11 protein-coding genes are annotated in these 18683 nt (G+C 42.7%); 1 reads left to right on the forward strand and 10 read right to left on the reverse strand.

Annotated features, from left to right (window positions below):
• Positions 1-70: 70 nt before the first annotated feature.
• The 6 genes from LJE11_RS01810 to LJE11_RS01835 form a co-directional block, all read right to left on the reverse strand.
• A complete protein-coding gene (locus tag LJE11_RS01810; protein ID WP_195280146.1) occupies positions 71-1486 on the reverse strand; it encodes a S1C family serine protease in 1416 nt (471 codons plus the stop codon).
• 196 nt (positions 1487-1682) lie between these two features.
• Positions 1683-2627 carry a glycosyltransferase family 2 protein gene (locus LJE11_RS01815; RefSeq protein ID WP_055151054.1) on the reverse strand — a complete coding sequence of 315 codons (945 nt, stop codon included), beginning with the start codon at positions 2625-2627 and terminating at the stop codon, positions 1683-1685.
• Between the two features lie 88 nt (positions 2628-2715).
• On the reverse strand, positions 2716-4131 hold the full coding sequence (locus tag LJE11_RS01820; protein ID WP_144137270.1) for an LCP family protein: 1416 nt from the start codon (positions 4129-4131) through the stop codon (positions 2716-2718).
• A 17-nt stretch (positions 4132-4148) separates the two neighbouring features.
• Positions 4149-5552: an undecaprenyl-phosphate glucose phosphotransferase gene (locus LJE11_RS01825; protein WP_055151057.1), complete on the reverse strand. Its 1404-nt coding sequence runs from the start codon at positions 5550-5552 to the stop codon at positions 4149-4151.
• An 83-nt stretch (positions 5553-5635) separates the two neighbouring features.
• Positions 5636-6592 carry a glycosyltransferase family 2 protein gene (locus tag LJE11_RS01830; RefSeq protein WP_008706107.1) on the reverse strand — a complete coding sequence of 319 codons (957 nt, stop codon included), beginning with the start codon at positions 6590-6592 and terminating at the stop codon, positions 5636-5638.
• The gene (locus LJE11_RS01835) at positions 6574-8481 is read right to left on the reverse strand and encodes a glycosyltransferase family 2 protein (protein ID WP_195280147.1); all 1908 of its coding nucleotides are present in this window, start codon (positions 8479-8481) and stop codon (positions 6574-6576) included. Before LJE11_RS01835 ends, LJE11_RS01830 begins: the two co-directional genes overlap by 19 nt.
• Before the next feature lie 164 nt (positions 8482-8645).
• Here LJE11_RS01835 and LJE11_RS01840 point away from each other — a divergent pair, with 164 nt between their 5' ends.
• Positions 8646-9926: a D-alanyl-D-alanine carboxypeptidase family protein gene (locus LJE11_RS01840; protein WP_227295411.1), complete on the forward strand. Its 1281-nt coding sequence runs from the start codon at positions 8646-8648 to the stop codon at positions 9924-9926.
• Between the two features lie 106 nt (positions 9927-10032).
• Here the strand turns inward: LJE11_RS01840 and LJE11_RS01845 are convergent, their stop codons facing one another.
• Genes LJE11_RS01845 through LJE11_RS01860 form a run of 4 tightly spaced genes read right to left on the reverse strand, consistent with a single transcriptional unit; the run spans position 10033 to position 18660 of the window.
• Positions 10033-11493 carry an ArnT family glycosyltransferase gene (locus tag LJE11_RS01845; protein WP_227295413.1) on the reverse strand — a complete coding sequence of 487 codons (1461 nt, stop codon included), beginning with the start codon at positions 11491-11493 and terminating at the stop codon, positions 10033-10035.
• Positions 11494-11511: 18 nt separating this feature from the next.
• Complete coding sequence (locus LJE11_RS01850) at positions 11512-13956, reverse strand: glycosyltransferase family 2 protein (protein ID WP_022380234.1); 2445 nt, start codon at positions 13954-13956, stop codon at positions 11512-11514.
• A 1-nt stretch (position 13957) separates the two neighbouring features.
• A complete protein-coding gene (locus LJE11_RS01855; RefSeq protein ID WP_227295415.1) occupies positions 13958-16465 on the reverse strand; it encodes a glycosyltransferase family 2 protein in 2508 nt (835 codons plus the stop codon).
• A 2-nt stretch (positions 16466-16467) separates the two neighbouring features.
• Entirely contained in the window at positions 16468-18660 is a 2193-nt protein-coding gene (locus tag LJE11_RS01860) for a class I SAM-dependent methyltransferase (protein ID WP_118614126.1), read from the reverse strand.
• Positions 18661-18683 lie beyond the last annotated feature (23 nt).

The following is an 18683-nucleotide window of genomic DNA, read 5'->3' on the forward strand; positions in this document are numbered from 1 at the left end:
AATCCTGCCTGGGTTACTGTTCACTGATAATATTATAAAAGACACCGCCGCATGGGCGATGTCTTTTGTTTTATTCATTGTCCGGTCTGGTGCCGAGAGTCAGCTCTATAGTATTTTCTTCATATTCCCCATTAGTGGCTCTTGCAATAACTGCCTCAATCTTCTCTCCCGATTTATAATACTGCAGTTTATCCAGCAGATCATCACCATCACTGACTTTCTGTCCGTCGAATTTTACGATGATGTCGCCTTTACAGATACCTGCCTCCTGTGCCGGAGAATCATCCTCCACACTTCTTACAAAAGCACCTGTGGGCATATTATACATCTCAATTGCCTCTGTGGTCAGATTTGCAAGACTTACTCCCAGATATCCTTTTTTGCTGCTGTCTACTTTCTCCCTGGTCTCACGATTCATCAGTTCTTCCAGAATAGGCTTTGCCTTGGAAATAGGAATGGCATATCCCATACCTTCTACAGCACTGTCTGCGTATTTTGCAGAATTGATGCCGATCAGCTCGCCTTTCATATTCAAAAGTGCACCACCACTGTTACCCGGATTGATCGCCGCATCCGTCTGGATCAGCCCTGTACTGTTCGTTCCGTCATCTGTAGAAATCGTCCGGTTCAATGCACTTATCCAGCCTGATGTTACAGACTGACCATATCCAAGCGCATTACCGATTGCAACCACCTGCTGCCCTACTGCCAGATCATCCGAACTTCCTATCTGAGCAATCTTAATCTGATTTAAAGTGTCCTCAGGGATATCCGATTTCTTCACCGCAACTACTGCCAGATCATTATCAGCATCTGTACCCTTAATCTTGGCACTGACCGCATCCTCTACATTCAGATCTCCATTATCTCCCGCATTCACAGTCTCTGTCTCTGCATTTGCCACATCATCCCCGATAAAGCAGACACTCAGAGTTGTAGCTCCATCCACCACGTGATTATTCGTTGCGATCAGAAGCTCATCATCATTATCTCCAACGATAATTCCTGAACCTGTTGACGCACTCTTATATTGGCGGGAACTATATCCGAAAAAGCTTGGTATTTCCTGAACACTGACCGTAGTGATCGCAACTACAGAAGGCATGGAAGCCTGAGCCACTGCTGCTACTGTTCCATTCTCAGAGTCAGACAGCACCTTATCGGCAGTGCTGTCATCTGATGCCGTTTCCTGAAGATCCACACTGTCTGTAGTTTTAATCTGCACCGAAGACTTACCTGTATTCAGGAATCTGTCTGCTGCAAAATTTGCCGCCTGAAATACAACTGCCGCCACCAGGCCAAAGATCACAGCCAATGCGATTGTCGCCCCTGCTTTTTTCTGAAAAGAATTCTGATTTCTTCTGTGTCCAGAGGGACCGGATGGTTTCAAAACAGTTCCCTGTTCTTCATGGAACTGATAATGTTCATATCTGGGCTGCTGACCGGAATCATCTGTTTTTTCACCCAGGTTTCTTTCATCATTCATGTAATCTGCTCCCTTCTGTTCCTGTATTACTGTTTATCGGAACACTCCCCGAAATAAACAATGATCTGTAACTGTTTTATTTCTGCACAGTTACAGCAATTCTTCTCCTGAACTCTGGAATCAGTATATCAATTAATTGTGTTCAAAATGTGACAATTATCGTAAATTGGCGTGTCTTAAGGTTATCCTCTTACCTTTATTTTCTGTTCCAGTAATATGGACTCATGGTACATGCAAGAACAACTTTCCGGGGAAGTTTTCTGTATCTTTTCCCCAGGAAATATCCTGCATATTTCATTCCGCTCTGCCAGATCAGCTGAGGAATCAGCCAGAAGTGTCCCGTCCTTATCAGATAGCCCAGGCTTCTTTTTACCAGACGGATTCCCTCTCCCTCAGAAGGTACTCCTTCAAAAATTTCCGGATGCTCTGCCTGGGATACTCCCAGATCGAAGTTTCTGTGAAACTGCTGTTTTCCGGAATAATTATGGGAATGATATACTCTCGCATCTGCCGCATAGACAACTGAATAGCCTTTCTGAATCATTGTTCCGGCACAGATCATATCTTCATTGAAAATCGCCCGCTCTGTAAAACCGCCTGTTTTCTGATAAATCCCTTTATCATAGGCCGCACACACATTAGAACAGAAATAGGTCTTGATCCCGTACTTATCAATATCAGCCAGCGACTTTACCGAGGACTGCTCCGGATAATTAAAAGAACGGGTATAACGTTCCAGAAAGCGACAGTCTGCCCTGGGTAATTGTCTTGCATAGGCTGCTCCTGCACCCGGATTTTCACTGACAGCACAGACAAGATTTCCAATTACTTTTCTGTCAGCAGGGAGAGCATCCTGTGTCATAAAGATCATAATATCTGCATTCGAAAGTTCTGCTGCCCTTCTTCTGGTTCCGCCATGATCAAAATCCTTCTGTTCCAGGTGATGAACCTCAAGGATCGGACATTTCTCCCATTCTCTGTTCCAGTACTGCTCTCCCGTATTCATAACCAGAATCCTGCGGGGACGGTATTCCTGTTCTTCCAGCCTGTGCAGCAGTTCTCCAAATTCTCTGCCGGGACGATAGGCAGGAATGATTACATCAACTGTCGCAGTGTCATTATATTTTTCCTTATGCGTCATCCTCAACACTCCTTATCTGAAAAGAGGACCATCCTTTCCAACAGATGGTCCTCTTTTCTATTATTTATATTTTTATAGCAGTTCCCTGTTACTGTTCTTCAGAACTTGCTCCGGAATCTGCTGCTGAATCATCGCTGAATCCATCGTCGCCGCCGGTCTCATCTCCACCGGTGTCATCGCCGCCGTCGTAGTCTCCACCACCAGTGTCACTGCCGGTGTCATCGCCGCCATTATCATAACTGCCGTCATCACCACTGTTATCATAATCGCCACCGCCGCCATTATCATAACCGCCATCATAACCACCGTTATCATAATCATTGTCATAATCATAATCGCCGCTGTTATCCGTACTGCCGGAGGTATTATCGCCGGACCATACAAAAGTGTCATTTGCATTTGTGGTATCAGTGTCCTGTGTCGTAGTCTTGGCTGCATCATCCAGCTTACTTTCTCCGCCGACGATCTCAAGTATCTTATTACTGCGGGCCACTACCTCAGAAGACGGAGTATAATCCTGATCATCATACAGGAACTTGTGAAGTTCAACTACATTGTTCTCAAGATCAGTAGGAACAATAATACTTCCCTTGATATTGGAGAATTTAAACTTCTGCGGGAATCCCGTGCTGTCTGTAAATTTATATCCGATCAGAGTCGGAATAAGTCCCAGAATATCCTGTTTTGAAAGAGATGTTGTAACCATCGGGAATACATCATCCATAATCTTAAAAATAGAAGAAAGACCCGCTATCTTCGCCTTGTCAAAGAGCATTCCAAGTACTCGTCTCTGACGCTCTGTACGTCCCATATCAAGACTTGCAGTATAACGGATACGGCAATAGGATGTCGCCTGTACACCGTTCAGATGATAAGTTCCTACAATGGCTTCCTCATCTTCCGGCTTTGGCTCCGGTTTCTCGATTGGAGTGTAATCTTTCCCTGTCAGCTTGGATGTTTCCACGCAATAGTTATTCATATGTTCAATTTCCGCATAAGATAACGGAATATCAAGACCGCCAAGATCATCTACCACTTCTACAAGTGCAGAAAAATCGGCCGTCGCATAATCGGAAATATCCAGATCCAGGTTTGTATTTAACATAGTGATCGCCTGTTCCGGACCACCCAGCGCATAGGCTGCATTTGCCTTCGTATAGGTATCATCTCCAACATTGAGAAGTGTATCTCTGTATACGGAAACCATACGCACTTCTTTTGTATCGTTGTTTACACTCACAATGATCATGGTATCACTGTTCTGTGCAGAATACTGGGAGCCTTCCCCTCTGGTATCAATACCAAACAGCACATAGGTCTTGTAGCCTGTCATCTTTGGTGCTTCCTGGTTTACGACTATTTTTTCCTTTTTCAGTTCCGGCTGCTCAATCTTATCCAGCCTGGAAGAAATCTGTCCATACACATACAGCCCGCCAATAAACAGCAGCAGTACAATGATTTCAAGCACAAACAGTACTTTTTTCTTTTTTCCTGGTTTAGCCATGCCTTTTTCCCCTTATCTTAATATGCATTTTTGTTTATAAATCCCTTGAAAAATGTAAGGAATATAATCTTGATATCCAGCCCTATGCTCCAGTTTTCAATGTAATAAAGGTCATATTCGATTCTTTTTCTTATGGATGTGTCTCCGCGGTAACCATTCACCTGAGCCCAGCCGGTAAGTCCCGGGCGAACCTGATGTTTCACCATATATCTCGGGATTTCTTCTCTGAATTTCTCTACAAAAAACGGCCGCTCCGGTCGTGGTCCCACAAGACTCATGTTACCCTTCAGTATGTTGAAAAGCTGTGGCAGTTCATCAATACTGGTGTGACGCATAAACTTTCCGATGGGTGTTACTCTTGGGTCATTCTTTACTGTCCATGCCTTCTTCTCTTCCGATTCCGGCTGTACTTCCATGGAACGGAACTTGTACATCCGAAAAGTCTGGTTATGAAGTCCAACCCTCTCCTGTTTATAGATCAGTGGTCCCGGTGATGTCAGCTTAATGATAACACACATTAACAGCATCAGCGGTGAGGTTACTATGATTCCAACAATAGATCCTGCAATGTCCATCGCCCGCTTGACCAGTGCATTGAATGTATTGTTCAACGGTACATAACGGATATTGATAACCGGAAGTCCCAGTATGTCTTCTGTATATGGTTTTGTCGGAATGATCTTATTATAATCCGGGATAAACTTGGTGTGTACTCCGGATTTTTCACACAGTGCTACAATCTCTTCCAGGCGGTAATATTCACTTAAGCCCAGAGTGATCGCTATTTCATCCAGCCGGTTCTCCGGAAGTATTATATTCAGATTGGCAATCCTTCCAAGAACTTTGATTCCCTTGTACTCTGTTCCTGCCGGAACATTGTCATCCAGTATTCCGCGGATCACATATCCCCACTGAGGATTGGCAAGAACTCTGTCAATATATTCCTCTGCTGCGCGGCTGTATCCCACACAGATCATCTGTTTCTGATTCAGTCCCTTCTCTCTCATATTTCTCAGAAGAGCGAAAATCAACATTCGGGCACACCACTGAAGCACAATATTGATTACATAAAACATAATATAAGTAGAACGGGAAAAATCGCTCTCATCTATCATGTAAAATGTAAACATCAGAATAAGGAGCCCAAGCGAGTTGGCCTTTACAATATTAGCCAATACAAGCCGACGCCCCTGCATCCGCATGGGAGTATACAATGTGAAAGCCTGATACAACAACAGATAAACCGGTACAATAAAAACCAGCATCAGCATATACTGCTGAAAGCTTCTGGTTCTGACTGCTGTTGCTGCCATAGGACCAACAAAACGGATCAGCCATGCCAGAAAATATGACAGTACCAGTACAATTGCATCAATGATCATATGGAGACGACTGAAATTCTTTTCATTGTCCTTTAGCAATCTTTTGTCACCTCATTTTTTTATCGTTTCTATATTATAATAGTTGTTTTATAAAAGCAATAAAAATTTATCTTTCTTTCTTATCATCCGCACAAACGCCTGAAGATATTCACCCACAATTCAACTTGAATCCTAAAATAGTTTGACAGATTTTGAAATTTAAAAGGTATTTTATGATTTTTTTTACTGATCTGGAATCCATTCTTAATTCCCGCAATATACTCTCTTCCGAATCCTTTCAGCGTAAAAAACAGAATTTTGATTCCAAATCCTGCGACAAGAAACGGAAGATTGATAATAATCTGTAACACCGGCATATTTTTGTATATCAGATAAATATTATTTCTGGAAGAATACCGGATCTTGAACTGATTATATCTGGATCCGCTGGTACCGCTTCCCACATGGTATACCATGGCATCAGGTGCATACCAGTTTTCATATCCGTAGATCCTGGCCCGGTATCCCACGTCCATGTCCTCCAGATATGCAAAATGTTCTTCGTCAAAATATCCCAGTTCATCAAAGATCTTCTTTCTGTAAATAGCAGCTCCTGCGCAGGAAGCAAAAATCTTCTCTTCCTTTTCATAGGTATGGATATCTTTCCCTTTACCTCTCGCATAAGCCCATCCAAGAGCGCAGTAATAGTTTCCTGCATCATCCAGCCTGTCCCTGTCATGAAACTGAATCATTCTGGCAGCACAGGAGAAAGCTTTGGGATGCCTTTTGATGGCTGACAGCATTTCTTCTATAAAATTCTCCGTTACTTCAATATCATTGTTTAAAAGCAGTACATAAGGTGAGCGTGATGCTCTGATCCCTTCATTGACCGCTTTACAGAATCCGAAATTCTCCGGCAGTTCGATCAGATGGACCCATGGATACCTTGCAGCAACAAAAGCACAGCTTCCGTCATTTGATCCATTATCCACAAGAATTACATCAAAATTGCTTACAGTCTGACACTCCAGACCTGCAAGTACGCCATCCAGATAAGCCATCCCATTAAAATTCGGAATGATCACTGATACTTCCTGCATGATTTCCTCCCTGTCTTCTCTTTTTTCTGTCCTGCTTCTGTCTCCATTCCCAGGATTGGCTTCAGAGAATAATTCCATTTGGTAAGAGACAGGTTTTTGTTATAACAGGGATCTCCGTTTTTGAGAATGTCTATCCAGTGACATCGCATATATTCAATCTCCGTCTGAAAACGGCGCACTTTCTCCTTGCTGTCCTCAGCTCCTCTGGTCTTTGATTCCATATGATAAAGCTTCGCATAGGGATCATATACGATCAGATAGCCGTTTTTTCTTACTTTCAGGCAAAGATCCACATCATTAAATGCCACAGCCAGTTCTTCTGTAAATCCTCCTGCCTGCTCAAAAACCTCTTTCTTCATCAACAGACAGGCGGCAGTCACTGCACTCATATCCTGAAGAAGGGATGCCTTATGCAGATAGCCAGTACGGTCCGCAGGCATATCTACGAACATATGCCCCGCAATACCGCCCATTCCGATCACACATCCTGCATGCTGGATCGTATTATCCGGATAAATGAGCTTTGCTCCGACACCGCCCACTTCCGGACGCTGACACACTCCAAGCATTTCTTCCAGCCAGTCCGGATTGATGGATTTTACATCATTATTCAGGAAAAGCAGATATTCTCCCTTTGCATGCGCCGCAGCAAAGTTATTGATGGCAGAATAATTAAATTCTTTTCCCCATCTCAAAAGATGGATCTTCCGGTTTCTGGAAAGCTCTTTATAATATCGGAAAATCTCATCAGTAGTACTGTTATTCTCCACGATTATGATTTCAAAATTCTGATAACCGGTATTCTTCTCCAGCATTTCCAGACAGGTCTGAAGAGTCTCTTTCTCGTCTTTGTTTGGTATGATAACAGACACCAGAGGTTTTCTCTGCACCGGATATTTCACCCGGTAAAAGCCCAGATCCTGTGTATGGCTTACCTCGCCTTTTGTACCTGTTCTCTCAAGATGAGCTTCTATTGCTCTCTTGCCGGCTTCAAATGCGTACATTTTACTGGCAGGATTATCTGCAGTGGAGGCTTTGTGTGTTCTCCAGTGATACAGGATTTCCGGAACATGTAAAACCTCTCCGGCATTCTCCGTACAGCGAAAGATAAAATCGTAATCCTGAGCTCCGTCGAATTCTTTTCGGAAACCTCCGGCCTTTTCTACAATACTCTTTCGCACTACAAAAAAGTGGCAGATATAATTATTGGAACGCAGGAGATCCAGATTAAAATCCGGTTTCAGATGTGGCTGAAAATGCTCGTCCAGTTCTGTTGTAACCTTATCCTCGTCTGTATAAAGCGCATCTGCTTGCGGATGATCCTGCAGTATTTTCACGATCTCATATAATGCATTAGGTGCCAGCAGGTCATCATGGTCAAGAAGCCCCACAAATTCACCTTTTGCCATTGCAAACGCGCGGTTTGTGTTCTCTGCAATGCCAAGGTTCTCTTTGAGATTGCAGAATCTCACCCGGGAATCTCCGGCTGAATATTCTGCCAGTACTTTCTGCATCTCCTCATTGTCCGGACTTGCATTTACGATACACAGCTCCCAGTTTGAATAAGTCTGAACGATCAGTGATTCTATCATCTGTCTCAAAAATTCTACAGGTGTCTGATAAGCCGGAACTGCAATGCTGATCAGCGGTGAATAATCAAATTTCTGTTTCCTCTGTGTTTCCAGTGTTTCCTCCGTCGGAATGTAAGCCCGGTACCATGGACCATATGGTACTTCTTCCGGTTCAAAACGTTCATGCAGCCTGATCCAGAATTCCTTTGGTCCATAATGCTTCATGTAGCGGAACCCTTTCCGGATCGTATAGGGGGAAAGCTTCCTGAACATTTTCGTCCACTGGATTTTTCCTCCTGCAGATGGTTTTTTACTCATATGATAACCTCGATTTTTACTATGATTTTTTATTTTAACATTGTATGATATTTTTTGCAAGAAAGGAGAGAAATGTGTTATACTGTTATTGTTTTTATGGTTACTGTTCACTTACAATGAACAGTAACTTTTCAATATTTTTATACACAGGAGTATTATATACCATGATGATAAAGAAAAAAAGAATCACTGCAGCCCTGCTGGCTCTGGGACTTGGTGCTGTCACCATGTTTTCACAGTTTCCGGTATCTGCTGCTGAAGAAACAGCCCAGAATACAGACGCCGCCGCACAGACAGCAGATCCGTCTGTCGTAGTCACCAACGGTATCGACGGATGGCCCCAGGCTTCCGATATTTCGTCTGCCGCAGCAATTGTGATGGAAACTTCCACTAACACAGTCCTGTATTCCAAAAATGCAGATCAGCCCCTTTACCCTGCAAGCGCAGTCAAGATCATGACCTGCCTGGTTGCTCTTGAGAACAGCAGTCTGGATGAACAGGTAACCATGACTGCAACCGGTGTTTCCGGTGTTACTGACGGAGGAGCCAATATTTCCTCACAGTTAGATGAGGTTTTCACCATGGAACAATGTTTATATGCCATTATGGTTGCCTCTGCCAATGATATCGCACTGCAGGTAGCTGAACATGTGGGAGGTTCTGTGGATGCTTTTGTACAGACAATGAATACCCGGGCACAGGAGCTTGGCTGCACCAATACTGTCTTTACCAATCCTACCGGTCTTCCTGATGAGAACCAGCATATCACCGCCCATGATATGGCTCTGATCATGGAAGCAGCTATGGCAAATGACACTTTCCGCACCATTGCAGCAACTACTTCCTATACACTTCCGGCAACAAATGTTTCCGGCGGTGAACGTGTACTTACAAACAATTTTACCATGATAAACAGCACCAGCGACGGTTATTATAAACCCTGTATCGGCGGTAAGGAAGGGTACACAGAAGCTTCCGGAAGTACCTTGGTATGTGAAGCTTCCAAAAATAACATGAAGCTGGTATGCATTGTATTAAATGGCGCATCCGGTGTTACCAATAATGAAGCGATCGCGCTTCTCAATTATGGTTTTGACAATTTTGCACCCCTTACCATTGCAGACAATGATTTTAACCGTCTTTCCGGTGGTACAGTCATTGCACCAAACGGTGCCACAGAAGATAATCTGACCACAGAAGATACTTCTTCTGACGGACAGATCACACGCCAGTATTACTTTGGAGGAACTCCTGTAGGAACTGCTATTCTGGAAGACGCAGAGCAACAGACAAATGATGCCGCAGTAACCGGTCAGAAGAATATGGAGGCAGCACAGGCATATTCTGCTTCCCATACAACTGCTCCTTATTATATCATCGGGGCGATCGGGGCAGCATTCCTGCTGTTTTTCCTGTTCCTGATGATCAAAGTGATCAAATCCTGAAGCCTGCTTCTGAATACCAGACAGTAACCATTTCTTTGATAGATAAAATAGATAAATTTAAGGGACTTCCGCAAAAGCTTTTCATGCGGCAGTCCCTTTATTTCTTTTAAGGCAAGATTAAAAATGCCCAGCAGGCAAATGGCGAAATCACCAGCAGTACAGTCAGTACTCTGTATATCAGACTCCGCACCTTTTCATTTTTCACTGTTTTTGTCAGAATATTATTCCAGCCCAGCGTAACAAAGTACATCAGAGGATATAATGCAGGCATAAGATATCTTCCCTGTGGCTGATTATCACTGTAATAAACATAATACAGAAACAGAAATACCGGAATCATAATCAGAAATACCATCATCAAATGGAAAATACCTTCTTTATTCCACCCTCGGGATATCACCTTTGTTTTAATCTTCCATCTGTCATTTCCAACTGCTTTCCGCTGTGCAACATACATTTTTTTTCTCAGATCAAATGTCTCTTTTACAAAAAATACACTGATGATCCCAACAGCAAAGAACAGCATATACAGTTTGCTGACCGTATATGGCATATAAATTTCCATCTGTCCAAAAGTACCGATGAAACTTACACACACTGTCAGAATCCAGTTATGATACCAGCCGGGATCCTGATAAAGGATAATATCTTTCCAGTTCCATCCCAGCTTTGCAGGCGTCGGATACAGTGAAGGTCTGTAATCCTTCTGAGCATATTTTTCCGCACATTCCGCACAGGATTTCCTTCCCAGGAAATCTCCGTTATACAAAACTGCGTTACGGATGAACCACCAGCCGCAGAGAACTAAAGTAACTGCTGCGATCACTGCTCCTCTGCTGAAAAGGAAACGAACTCTCTGTGAAAAAGCTTCTTCTCTGCAGAGTAATACCGTAAAACAGAAGAAGAAAAAACTGCAGAGTATCCAACCGTATGCATTATAATAAGACAATGCACATACGGCCATTCCCACTGCAAGGAGTATACAGTTTTTCCATGTCCAGTCTTCTCTCAGATAAGAGACCCATGCATACAAGATCATGGCTGCTGCCAGCAGTGCCAGTGAGTCTGTATTCACATAAGTTCCCATAAAGATTGCCTGTGGCATAAATCCTGCCAGTGCTGCAAACAGCCATCTAACTTCTCTGGAATATTTTTCTTTCGGAAACAGTTTGCCCGAAGCTTTTACAACAAAATACACTGCACCTGTGACAAACAGTACATCTGCCATACGTGCAATTTTGAACATGGAGTATCCCGGATCTGCAAAAAGCCGGGATATTCTCATAAATAATGCAGACACCATATAAGATACAACCGGATAATATGCATAGGAAATTCCCCACACTTTATTCCTGACAGCCGGATCATCTCCCCCCGGAAGAGCTCCATGATGTTTATAAATGTAATCTGCAACATAATATCTCATCTGTTCATCCGGCCCTGAATTAAAAGGCTGTGTCATCGCCCAGGTTGTCAGCAGGATAAACGCCAGAAATACAAAAATGAAAATTTCTGTTTTTTCATTGATCTCTTTCTTTTTCTTTAACATATCTTCTTTCACATTCATTTTATAGCAATTTCATCTTCAGATTCTTTTCAGAGAAAAGTCCTGGCTCTTCAGAGTGAGATTGGGGTTATAATAAGGATCTCCGTTCTTCAGGATCTCCGGCCATTTTTTCTCAAAGGTGGCAATTTCTTTATTAAATCGTGCCACTTTTTCCGGAGTATCCTCAAGACCTCTGGATTTGGATTCATAATGGTATAATTCCGCATATGGATTATACACGATCAGATATCCCGCCTTTCTCAGCTTCATGCAGAAATCAATATCATTAAATGCAACCGCCAGTTCCTCTGAAAGTCCTCCCACTGCATCAAATGCAGATTTCTTCACCATCATGCAGGCAGCTGTAACCGCACTGTAATCCTGTGCACAGATAATTCTGTGACAATATCCGGTGGTACCTCTCTTCTGCTGGACAAAACAGTGTCCTGCAATTCCGCCAAAACCGATCACAACACCTGCATGCTGGATCGTATCATCCTCATAATAAAGTCTTGCACCCACTGCGCCTACATCTTTACGCATGCAATAACCCAGGAGTTCTTCCAGACAGTCCGGATTAATGATCTCTGTATCATTGTTAAGCAGAAGCAGATACTCACCCTTTGCAAAAGATGCACCATAGTTATTAATGGCAGAATAGTTAAAGACTCCGTCCCAGTATACCATGCGGACCTTCGGATTCTCTGCCTCCAGTTTTTTGTAATATTCAAAAGTAGCAGAATCTGTACTGTTATTCTCTACAATAATGTACTCATAATTTTTGTACGTAGATTTCTGTTCAATGGATTCCATACATCTCTTCAGATCATCAATATGGTCTTTATTCGGAATAATAATAGAAATCAGCGGATCATGATCTCTGATAAACTTCGTTCTGTACAGCCCCAGATATTCACCCTTAAAAACCTCTGCGTGGATTCCTGTTCTCTCATAGTGAGCCTGTACTGCACGTCTTCCGGCTTCAAAGGCATAAAGCTTGCTCTCGGGATTCTCTGCTGTGGAGTCCTCATGGCAACGCCAGTGATACAGGATTTTTGGAATATGACAGATTTCTTCATCCTTTACTGCTTCCACACAGCGTAACACAAAATCATAATCCTGTGCACCGTCAAACTCACTTCGCAGCCCGCCAACTTTTTCAATTACTTTTCGTGATACCACAAACAGATGGCAGATATAATTGACCGTGCACAGCAGATCCGGATTATAGTCCGGTTTAAAATGCGGCTGAAAGAATTTATGTCCATCCATAGACATCTTATCTTCATCTGTGTAGATCACCAGTGTCTGCGGTTTCTCATTTATTGCTTTCACACATTCAAATAATGCATTCGGCGTCAGCTCATCATCATGGTCTGCAAAGGCAATGAAATCACCTGTTGCAATTTCAATGGCACTGTTGGTATTCTCTGAAATCTGAAGCGGCTCCTCATGAGAAACGTATTTAATTCTGTTATCCTTCGCTGTCAGTTCTTTTAACAATTCCGTCAGCGGTGACTGTGCGCCGCTTCCGTCAGAGAAACAAAGTTCCCAGTTTGAATAAGTCTGTTCCTGAAATGATTCTGTCAGTCTTCTGAGATATTTCTCCGGTGTCTTATACAGCGGTACTACAAAAGAAAGCTTGGGTCTGTATCCAAAGGATGTTTTCTTCTGTTTCTCCAGTTCGTTCCTGTCCGGCAGATGATGTCTGATCCATTTCTGATAGGATGGCGGTCCCTGACGCACATTTTTAACCTTTGTCACTACCTTCTCAGCAAGAGCCGCCGCACCCTGAGATTTCCAGTAGCGGATTCCTTTTTCTACATATTTGTCTAATTTCTTTGCCAGAATATCAGCTTTTCTCAGAGGAACCACATGTACAGTTTTCTTCTCGCCTGCATAAAACACTACATACAGGCATTTTCCCGAAACGTTGGTGATCTCAGAAAAGAATCCTGTCTTTCCCGGATCCTGTGCTTCTTCAAACAGCTGGTTGACATCCACCCTGTCTGTTCTCTGGATTTCAGCGGCAACCGGCTTTTTATCCGCATCAAAGATACGGACAGTCACAGGCTTGGGTGCAATGGCCCACCCTCTGATCCGTACAGTTCCCTGTTCTGCACTCTCTTCTTCAAAATATACCTGCGGTTTATCTCTTTTTTTATCCAGTTCACCGGCAGTGATGGAAAACCAGACATGTTTTTTATCCGGAAACTTCTCATAGATCACAAGCTTATGATACCCCTCCAGATTTTCCGGTATCTGAACAGTTGCCGTAATCTGTATTCCCTGCATTTTCTCCGGATCTTTAAAACGTTCCAGTGCACTTACATTTTCATTTTCTTTCACAGACACCTTCAGTTTGTGCTGATCCAGATATGCCTCCATCACCGCATCTTTCGGCCAGTGTCCCTGCACAATATACTGTGTCCTGTCTGATAAATGAAATCTTTCTCTTACTACTTCAAATATTTCCTTAGGCATGTTAATCTCCGTTCTTCTCCTGTTTTCTCAGAGAACAGTCTGTGTTGTTTAATGTCAGATTGGGATTATAATAAGGATCTCCTTTCAGGAGCTCTCTTTCCCATTTTCTCCGGAAACAGTTTACTTCTCTGGAAAAACGCAGCTGTTTCTCCGGTGTATCTTCCATTCCTCTGGATTTGGATTCATAATGATACAGTTCTGCATACGGTGTGAATACAATTTTCACTCCATATTTTCTCACTTTCATACAAAGGTCAATATCATTAAATGCAACCTTCAGCTCCTCGTCAAATCCTCCGACTGCTTTAAAAACAGAAGTCTTTACCATCATGCAGGCGGCAGTGACTGCACTTATCTCCTGCACACAGCGCAGACGTCCCATATATCCTTCCGCATCCCGGGGAAGTTTACATAATACATGGGCAGCAACTCCACCAAGACCAACTACCACTCCTGCATGCTGAATGGTATCATCCGGATAATACAGTTTCGCACCGACCATTCCCACGTCTTTTTGCTGACAAAGCTGAAGCATTTCTTCAAGCCAGTTCTCTGTAATGATTTCCACATCATTGTTAAGAAACAGCAGATATTCTCCCTGCGCCTCTCTTACTGCAAAGTTATTGATCGCAGAATAATTGAATTCTTTTTTCCATGTAAGGATCCTTACATTTGGGTATCTGTTTTTCAGTGTCTCATAGTATACAAAGGTTTCTTTTTCCACACTGTTGTTCTCAACAATAATGATCTCGTAATTCTTCCATGTTGTCTTCTCTTCTATGGATGAAATACACAGTTCCAGATCATTAATGTGATCTTTACTTGGAATGATCACAGAAATCATCGGTTCGCCGGAAATAGTCAGATGGCTTCTGTACCATCCCTTCTTGTCTGCAAGTTCCGCTGTTGCAGAAACCTCCGCCCTGCGGTAATGCTCCTCCAGTGCCTTTCTGCCTGCTTCCCAGTTTTTCTTCTCCTGTTCTTCTGTGATCAGGTTCTCTGCTTTCATGGAATGACAGAGGATCTTTGGAATATGCACAATATTCTCTGCCTGCTCACTGCATCTTAAGAGCATATCATAATCCTGTGCACCATCATATTCCGGATCAAACTTTCCGGCCTGTTCCAGAATTTCCTTCCGGATTGCCCAGAACTGTCCGATATAATTATTTTCCCTTAATCTGAACAGATTGAAATCCGGCTTGAATTCCGGCTCAGAATAATGTTTTCCGTCTGCGCTGATCTCATCTTCATCTGTATAGATCATATCCGCTTTTTTCTCTGTGATCGCTTTGACCATCTGAAAAAGTGCATCAGGTTCAGGTATGATCTCCTGACCGGCAAACAGAACATACTCTCCCATTGCAAGTTTCAGAGATGCATTAAGATTTCCCGAAATGCCGTTGTTTTCCGTAACCTTCTTGTAGGAAAGGCGGGTCTCTTTTTTATATTTTTTCCGCAGAAACTCTCCTGTTTCCTCTCCCTCACATGCATCTGCAAGACACAGCTGCCAGTTACCATAGGTCTGTTCTGTATAAGCATCGATCACACTTTTTAACCTTTGTTCATCTGTATCCGTCACCACCATCACAATACTGATCAGCGGTGAATAAGAAAAAACAGCATTTCTCTGTCTTTTTAATTCCTTTCGGAATGCGACATGATCTTTCAGCCAGTCTTCATAATCCTGATCTCCGTCCTTAAGCTGGGAATTTCTCACATAACGGATAAATCTTCCAATACCGTTTTTCTTTATATATTCCTGATTCTTCTGCCTGTTCTTCAGAGACAGCAGTTTCATCTGCTGATACAGTCCGGTATTTTCCCGTTTTATTTTTTTTACATTTACAGTATAAATTTTCTGTACATCTTTTCCCCTGAAACAGATGCAGATATTCTGATCGTTTGTATTCTCCAGATTGACAGTAATACTGAATCCCAGATTTCTTTTCTCTTCTTCGGAAATCCCCTTTGCCTCTTCCACGTCCGGACGTCTTTGTCTGGTGATCGTACATTCCAGAACCTTCCCATCTGTACCCTGTACAAATATCTCATCCGGCTCCAGCTGGTTTACAACCCAGCCTCTGACTGTCAGGATACTCTCCTGTGTGATCTGTTCCTCATCAATATGATATTCAATAAGACTTTCCTCACAAAAGTCCTTCACTTCTGCAGCTGTGGCTTCCCAGATGATTTCTTTTTCATCTCCCGCTCTCAGCGCAAGCTGCAGTTTCTCATGTTCTTCTGCAAGTTTTATAATTTCCGGTATCTTTACTGTGAATCCGACATTTCCCACTTCTTTTATATCTTTTGTTTCTTTTAAATCTTTGGCAACATCCGCTCTTTCACAACGTGAAGGTTCAGGAACGGAGAGTTCCTTTCCCGAGCCATAAAGAATGAAATCACATTCTGACTGATCTCTGGTTATCGCCCATCCGGTAATGGCCAGAGTATGATCTTCTTTGTCACTGTATATTTTTTTATCTACACTCCAAAGTATATTTCCCATAACTAAACCCTTTTGATGGCACGATACACTTTCCATGCCTTACTGCCTTCCACCTGATCGACCAGAGCTTTCTTCTGCGCAAGCTCCTGACTCATCTGCTCCATTGCCCTTTTCTGCTCTGCGTATACTTTCCAGAATTTCTTTTCTGTGGTTTGCCGGTCCAGGATCTCCATTTCAATCTTTATGGACTTTCTGTTCTCAGGAACAGAATCTACTATGATCTGCGGATCGTCACCGCCGAAATAGAATTCTCCGGAGGACACTTCACAGCCATCTGTGTGAAACTTTACCTGACTTTCATCTTCCCATGTCAGCTTTACAATTTTAAGTCCCTTGGACATTTCGCCCGGGTCAAGGCGAAGCATTGTGGTATTCTCCGGAAGTTCAAACTCCGTCTGAATTTTCCCGTTTCTGAACAGATATCTCACAGAATCAGCCTCATTAAAGCTCTTTCCGTTATCCCAGAAAATCTGAAGCATTTCCAGAGATTCCTGTTTCTTTTCTCTGTAATAATCTTCTACTTCCACCCGGCCCGGAGAGATCTGGGCATACATATTTCTCATTGCTGTATGCTCACCCAGAATATACTGCTGGAAATTATGTTCCATCTCCACATAAACTTCTATATCTTCAGGCAGGATTCCTGCTTTCTCATAGAAATCCCGTTCTTTAAGTATTCCCCGTTTGTCATTCAGTTCCAGATAATAAAAGATCATCCTGTAAACCAGAAACTGTGAAGGTACAGGAAATGTAAAGGTCCACTCATAGTCAATCACAGATACTTTATTCTCAGAGAGGATAATATTTGCAGGAACAAAATCAATATTGGATATTTCTGTACATTTCAGATCAGAACGCAGGTTTACATTTCCAAATACCCTTACAAATTCCGGTGTTTTCTCAAAGGGTTTCTTCTCGTGAATATTCTTTACTTTCTTTATATAAGAGAAGAATAATTTCTCCAGTTCCTCTGTTCTGCCTTCTTCCAGAAGATGATCCAGCTTATCTTCCAGGGTGATACCTGTCAGATATTCCAGCTGCGCACAGTCACCTTTGATCCGGCAGCGGTTTACTTCAATTTCCTCTTCTTTATACATTCCGGTCAGTTCTTCGCAGATAGTTCCCAGATTCCGTACATGAGCTGCCGCTTTCTTCTGCGACGGTACTTTCTTCACAGTCAGCTGCCCATCTGTTGCTTCACTGATTTCCGTATAAATGGAGAGCTTTTGATCTCTCTCATTGGAAAACTTCACATAAACCGGTGCTGTCTGTGGCTGTTCTTTTCCGATCACAAGAAGAAAGGAATTGGCAAACTGCGGGTAAAGATCATTGCTCAAAAGTGTATTATACACCTGAGATTCCTGAAACAGGTCCAGACGGAGTCTGTCAAAATTGTAGTCCCTCATATGCAGCTCTCCGCTTGCAGGGAGATGTCTGTCTGAATGAATAGTCATTGGAAATTTGTAATCCGGATATGGATAATACCAGTCGGCTTTTAAGTTTCCTGCCTCCTTCAAAATTCCATTAAATTCTTTTCTTGAAAAAGTTTTAACCCCTTTTGTTTTGGGGTATCCCTGGATTCCTTCGAATAAAGTTCCAAAATGGTCCTCTGTACATCCGGCCCAGTATTTCAGTCCCAGTCTGTTCTCAATGGCCAGAATGATCTTTCCATCCGGCTTCAGATGCTTTGATATGATCCTGAGAAAGTCCACATAGGGATTCTCACTCCGGATATAGGATTCTCCATACTCAAATACACCGATCAAAGTGATATAGTCGTATTTCTCAGTAAGGTTTTTCTCGATCTCCTGAAAATTTCCCACAAGGATCTTAAGATTATCCTGATCCTGATGTCTGTATGCATTGATCTTACTTCTTTTCATAGAAAGCTCGATGCAGGTAACTTCCTTCGCCCTTTCACAGAGAGCTCCTGTCACAGCACCACATCCGGAACCAATCTCCAGAACCTTCTCTTCTCCTGTAAAGGGAATCCAGCTCAGAATATTCTCCCTGATATGAGAAAAATGATAAAGAATTGGCCAGCTCTTTCTCTCACTGATCACTCTGTTAAATTCTTCCGGTGCAAAATCTCTGGAAATTGCAAGCATTTCATCCTCTATCGCACCATCACTGTATAGATCTTTTCCCGGATAGCACGTGGTATCCAGAATTACTTTCCCGATTTTTTCTTCCATATATAGTCCTCGCGCTGATTATT

Origin of the sequence: Blautia sp. DFI.1.216 (assembly GCF_020594215.1) — a bacterium.
Taxonomy (GTDB): domain Bacteria; phylum Bacillota; class Clostridia; order Lachnospirales; family Lachnospiraceae; genus Blautia_A; species Blautia_A wexlerae.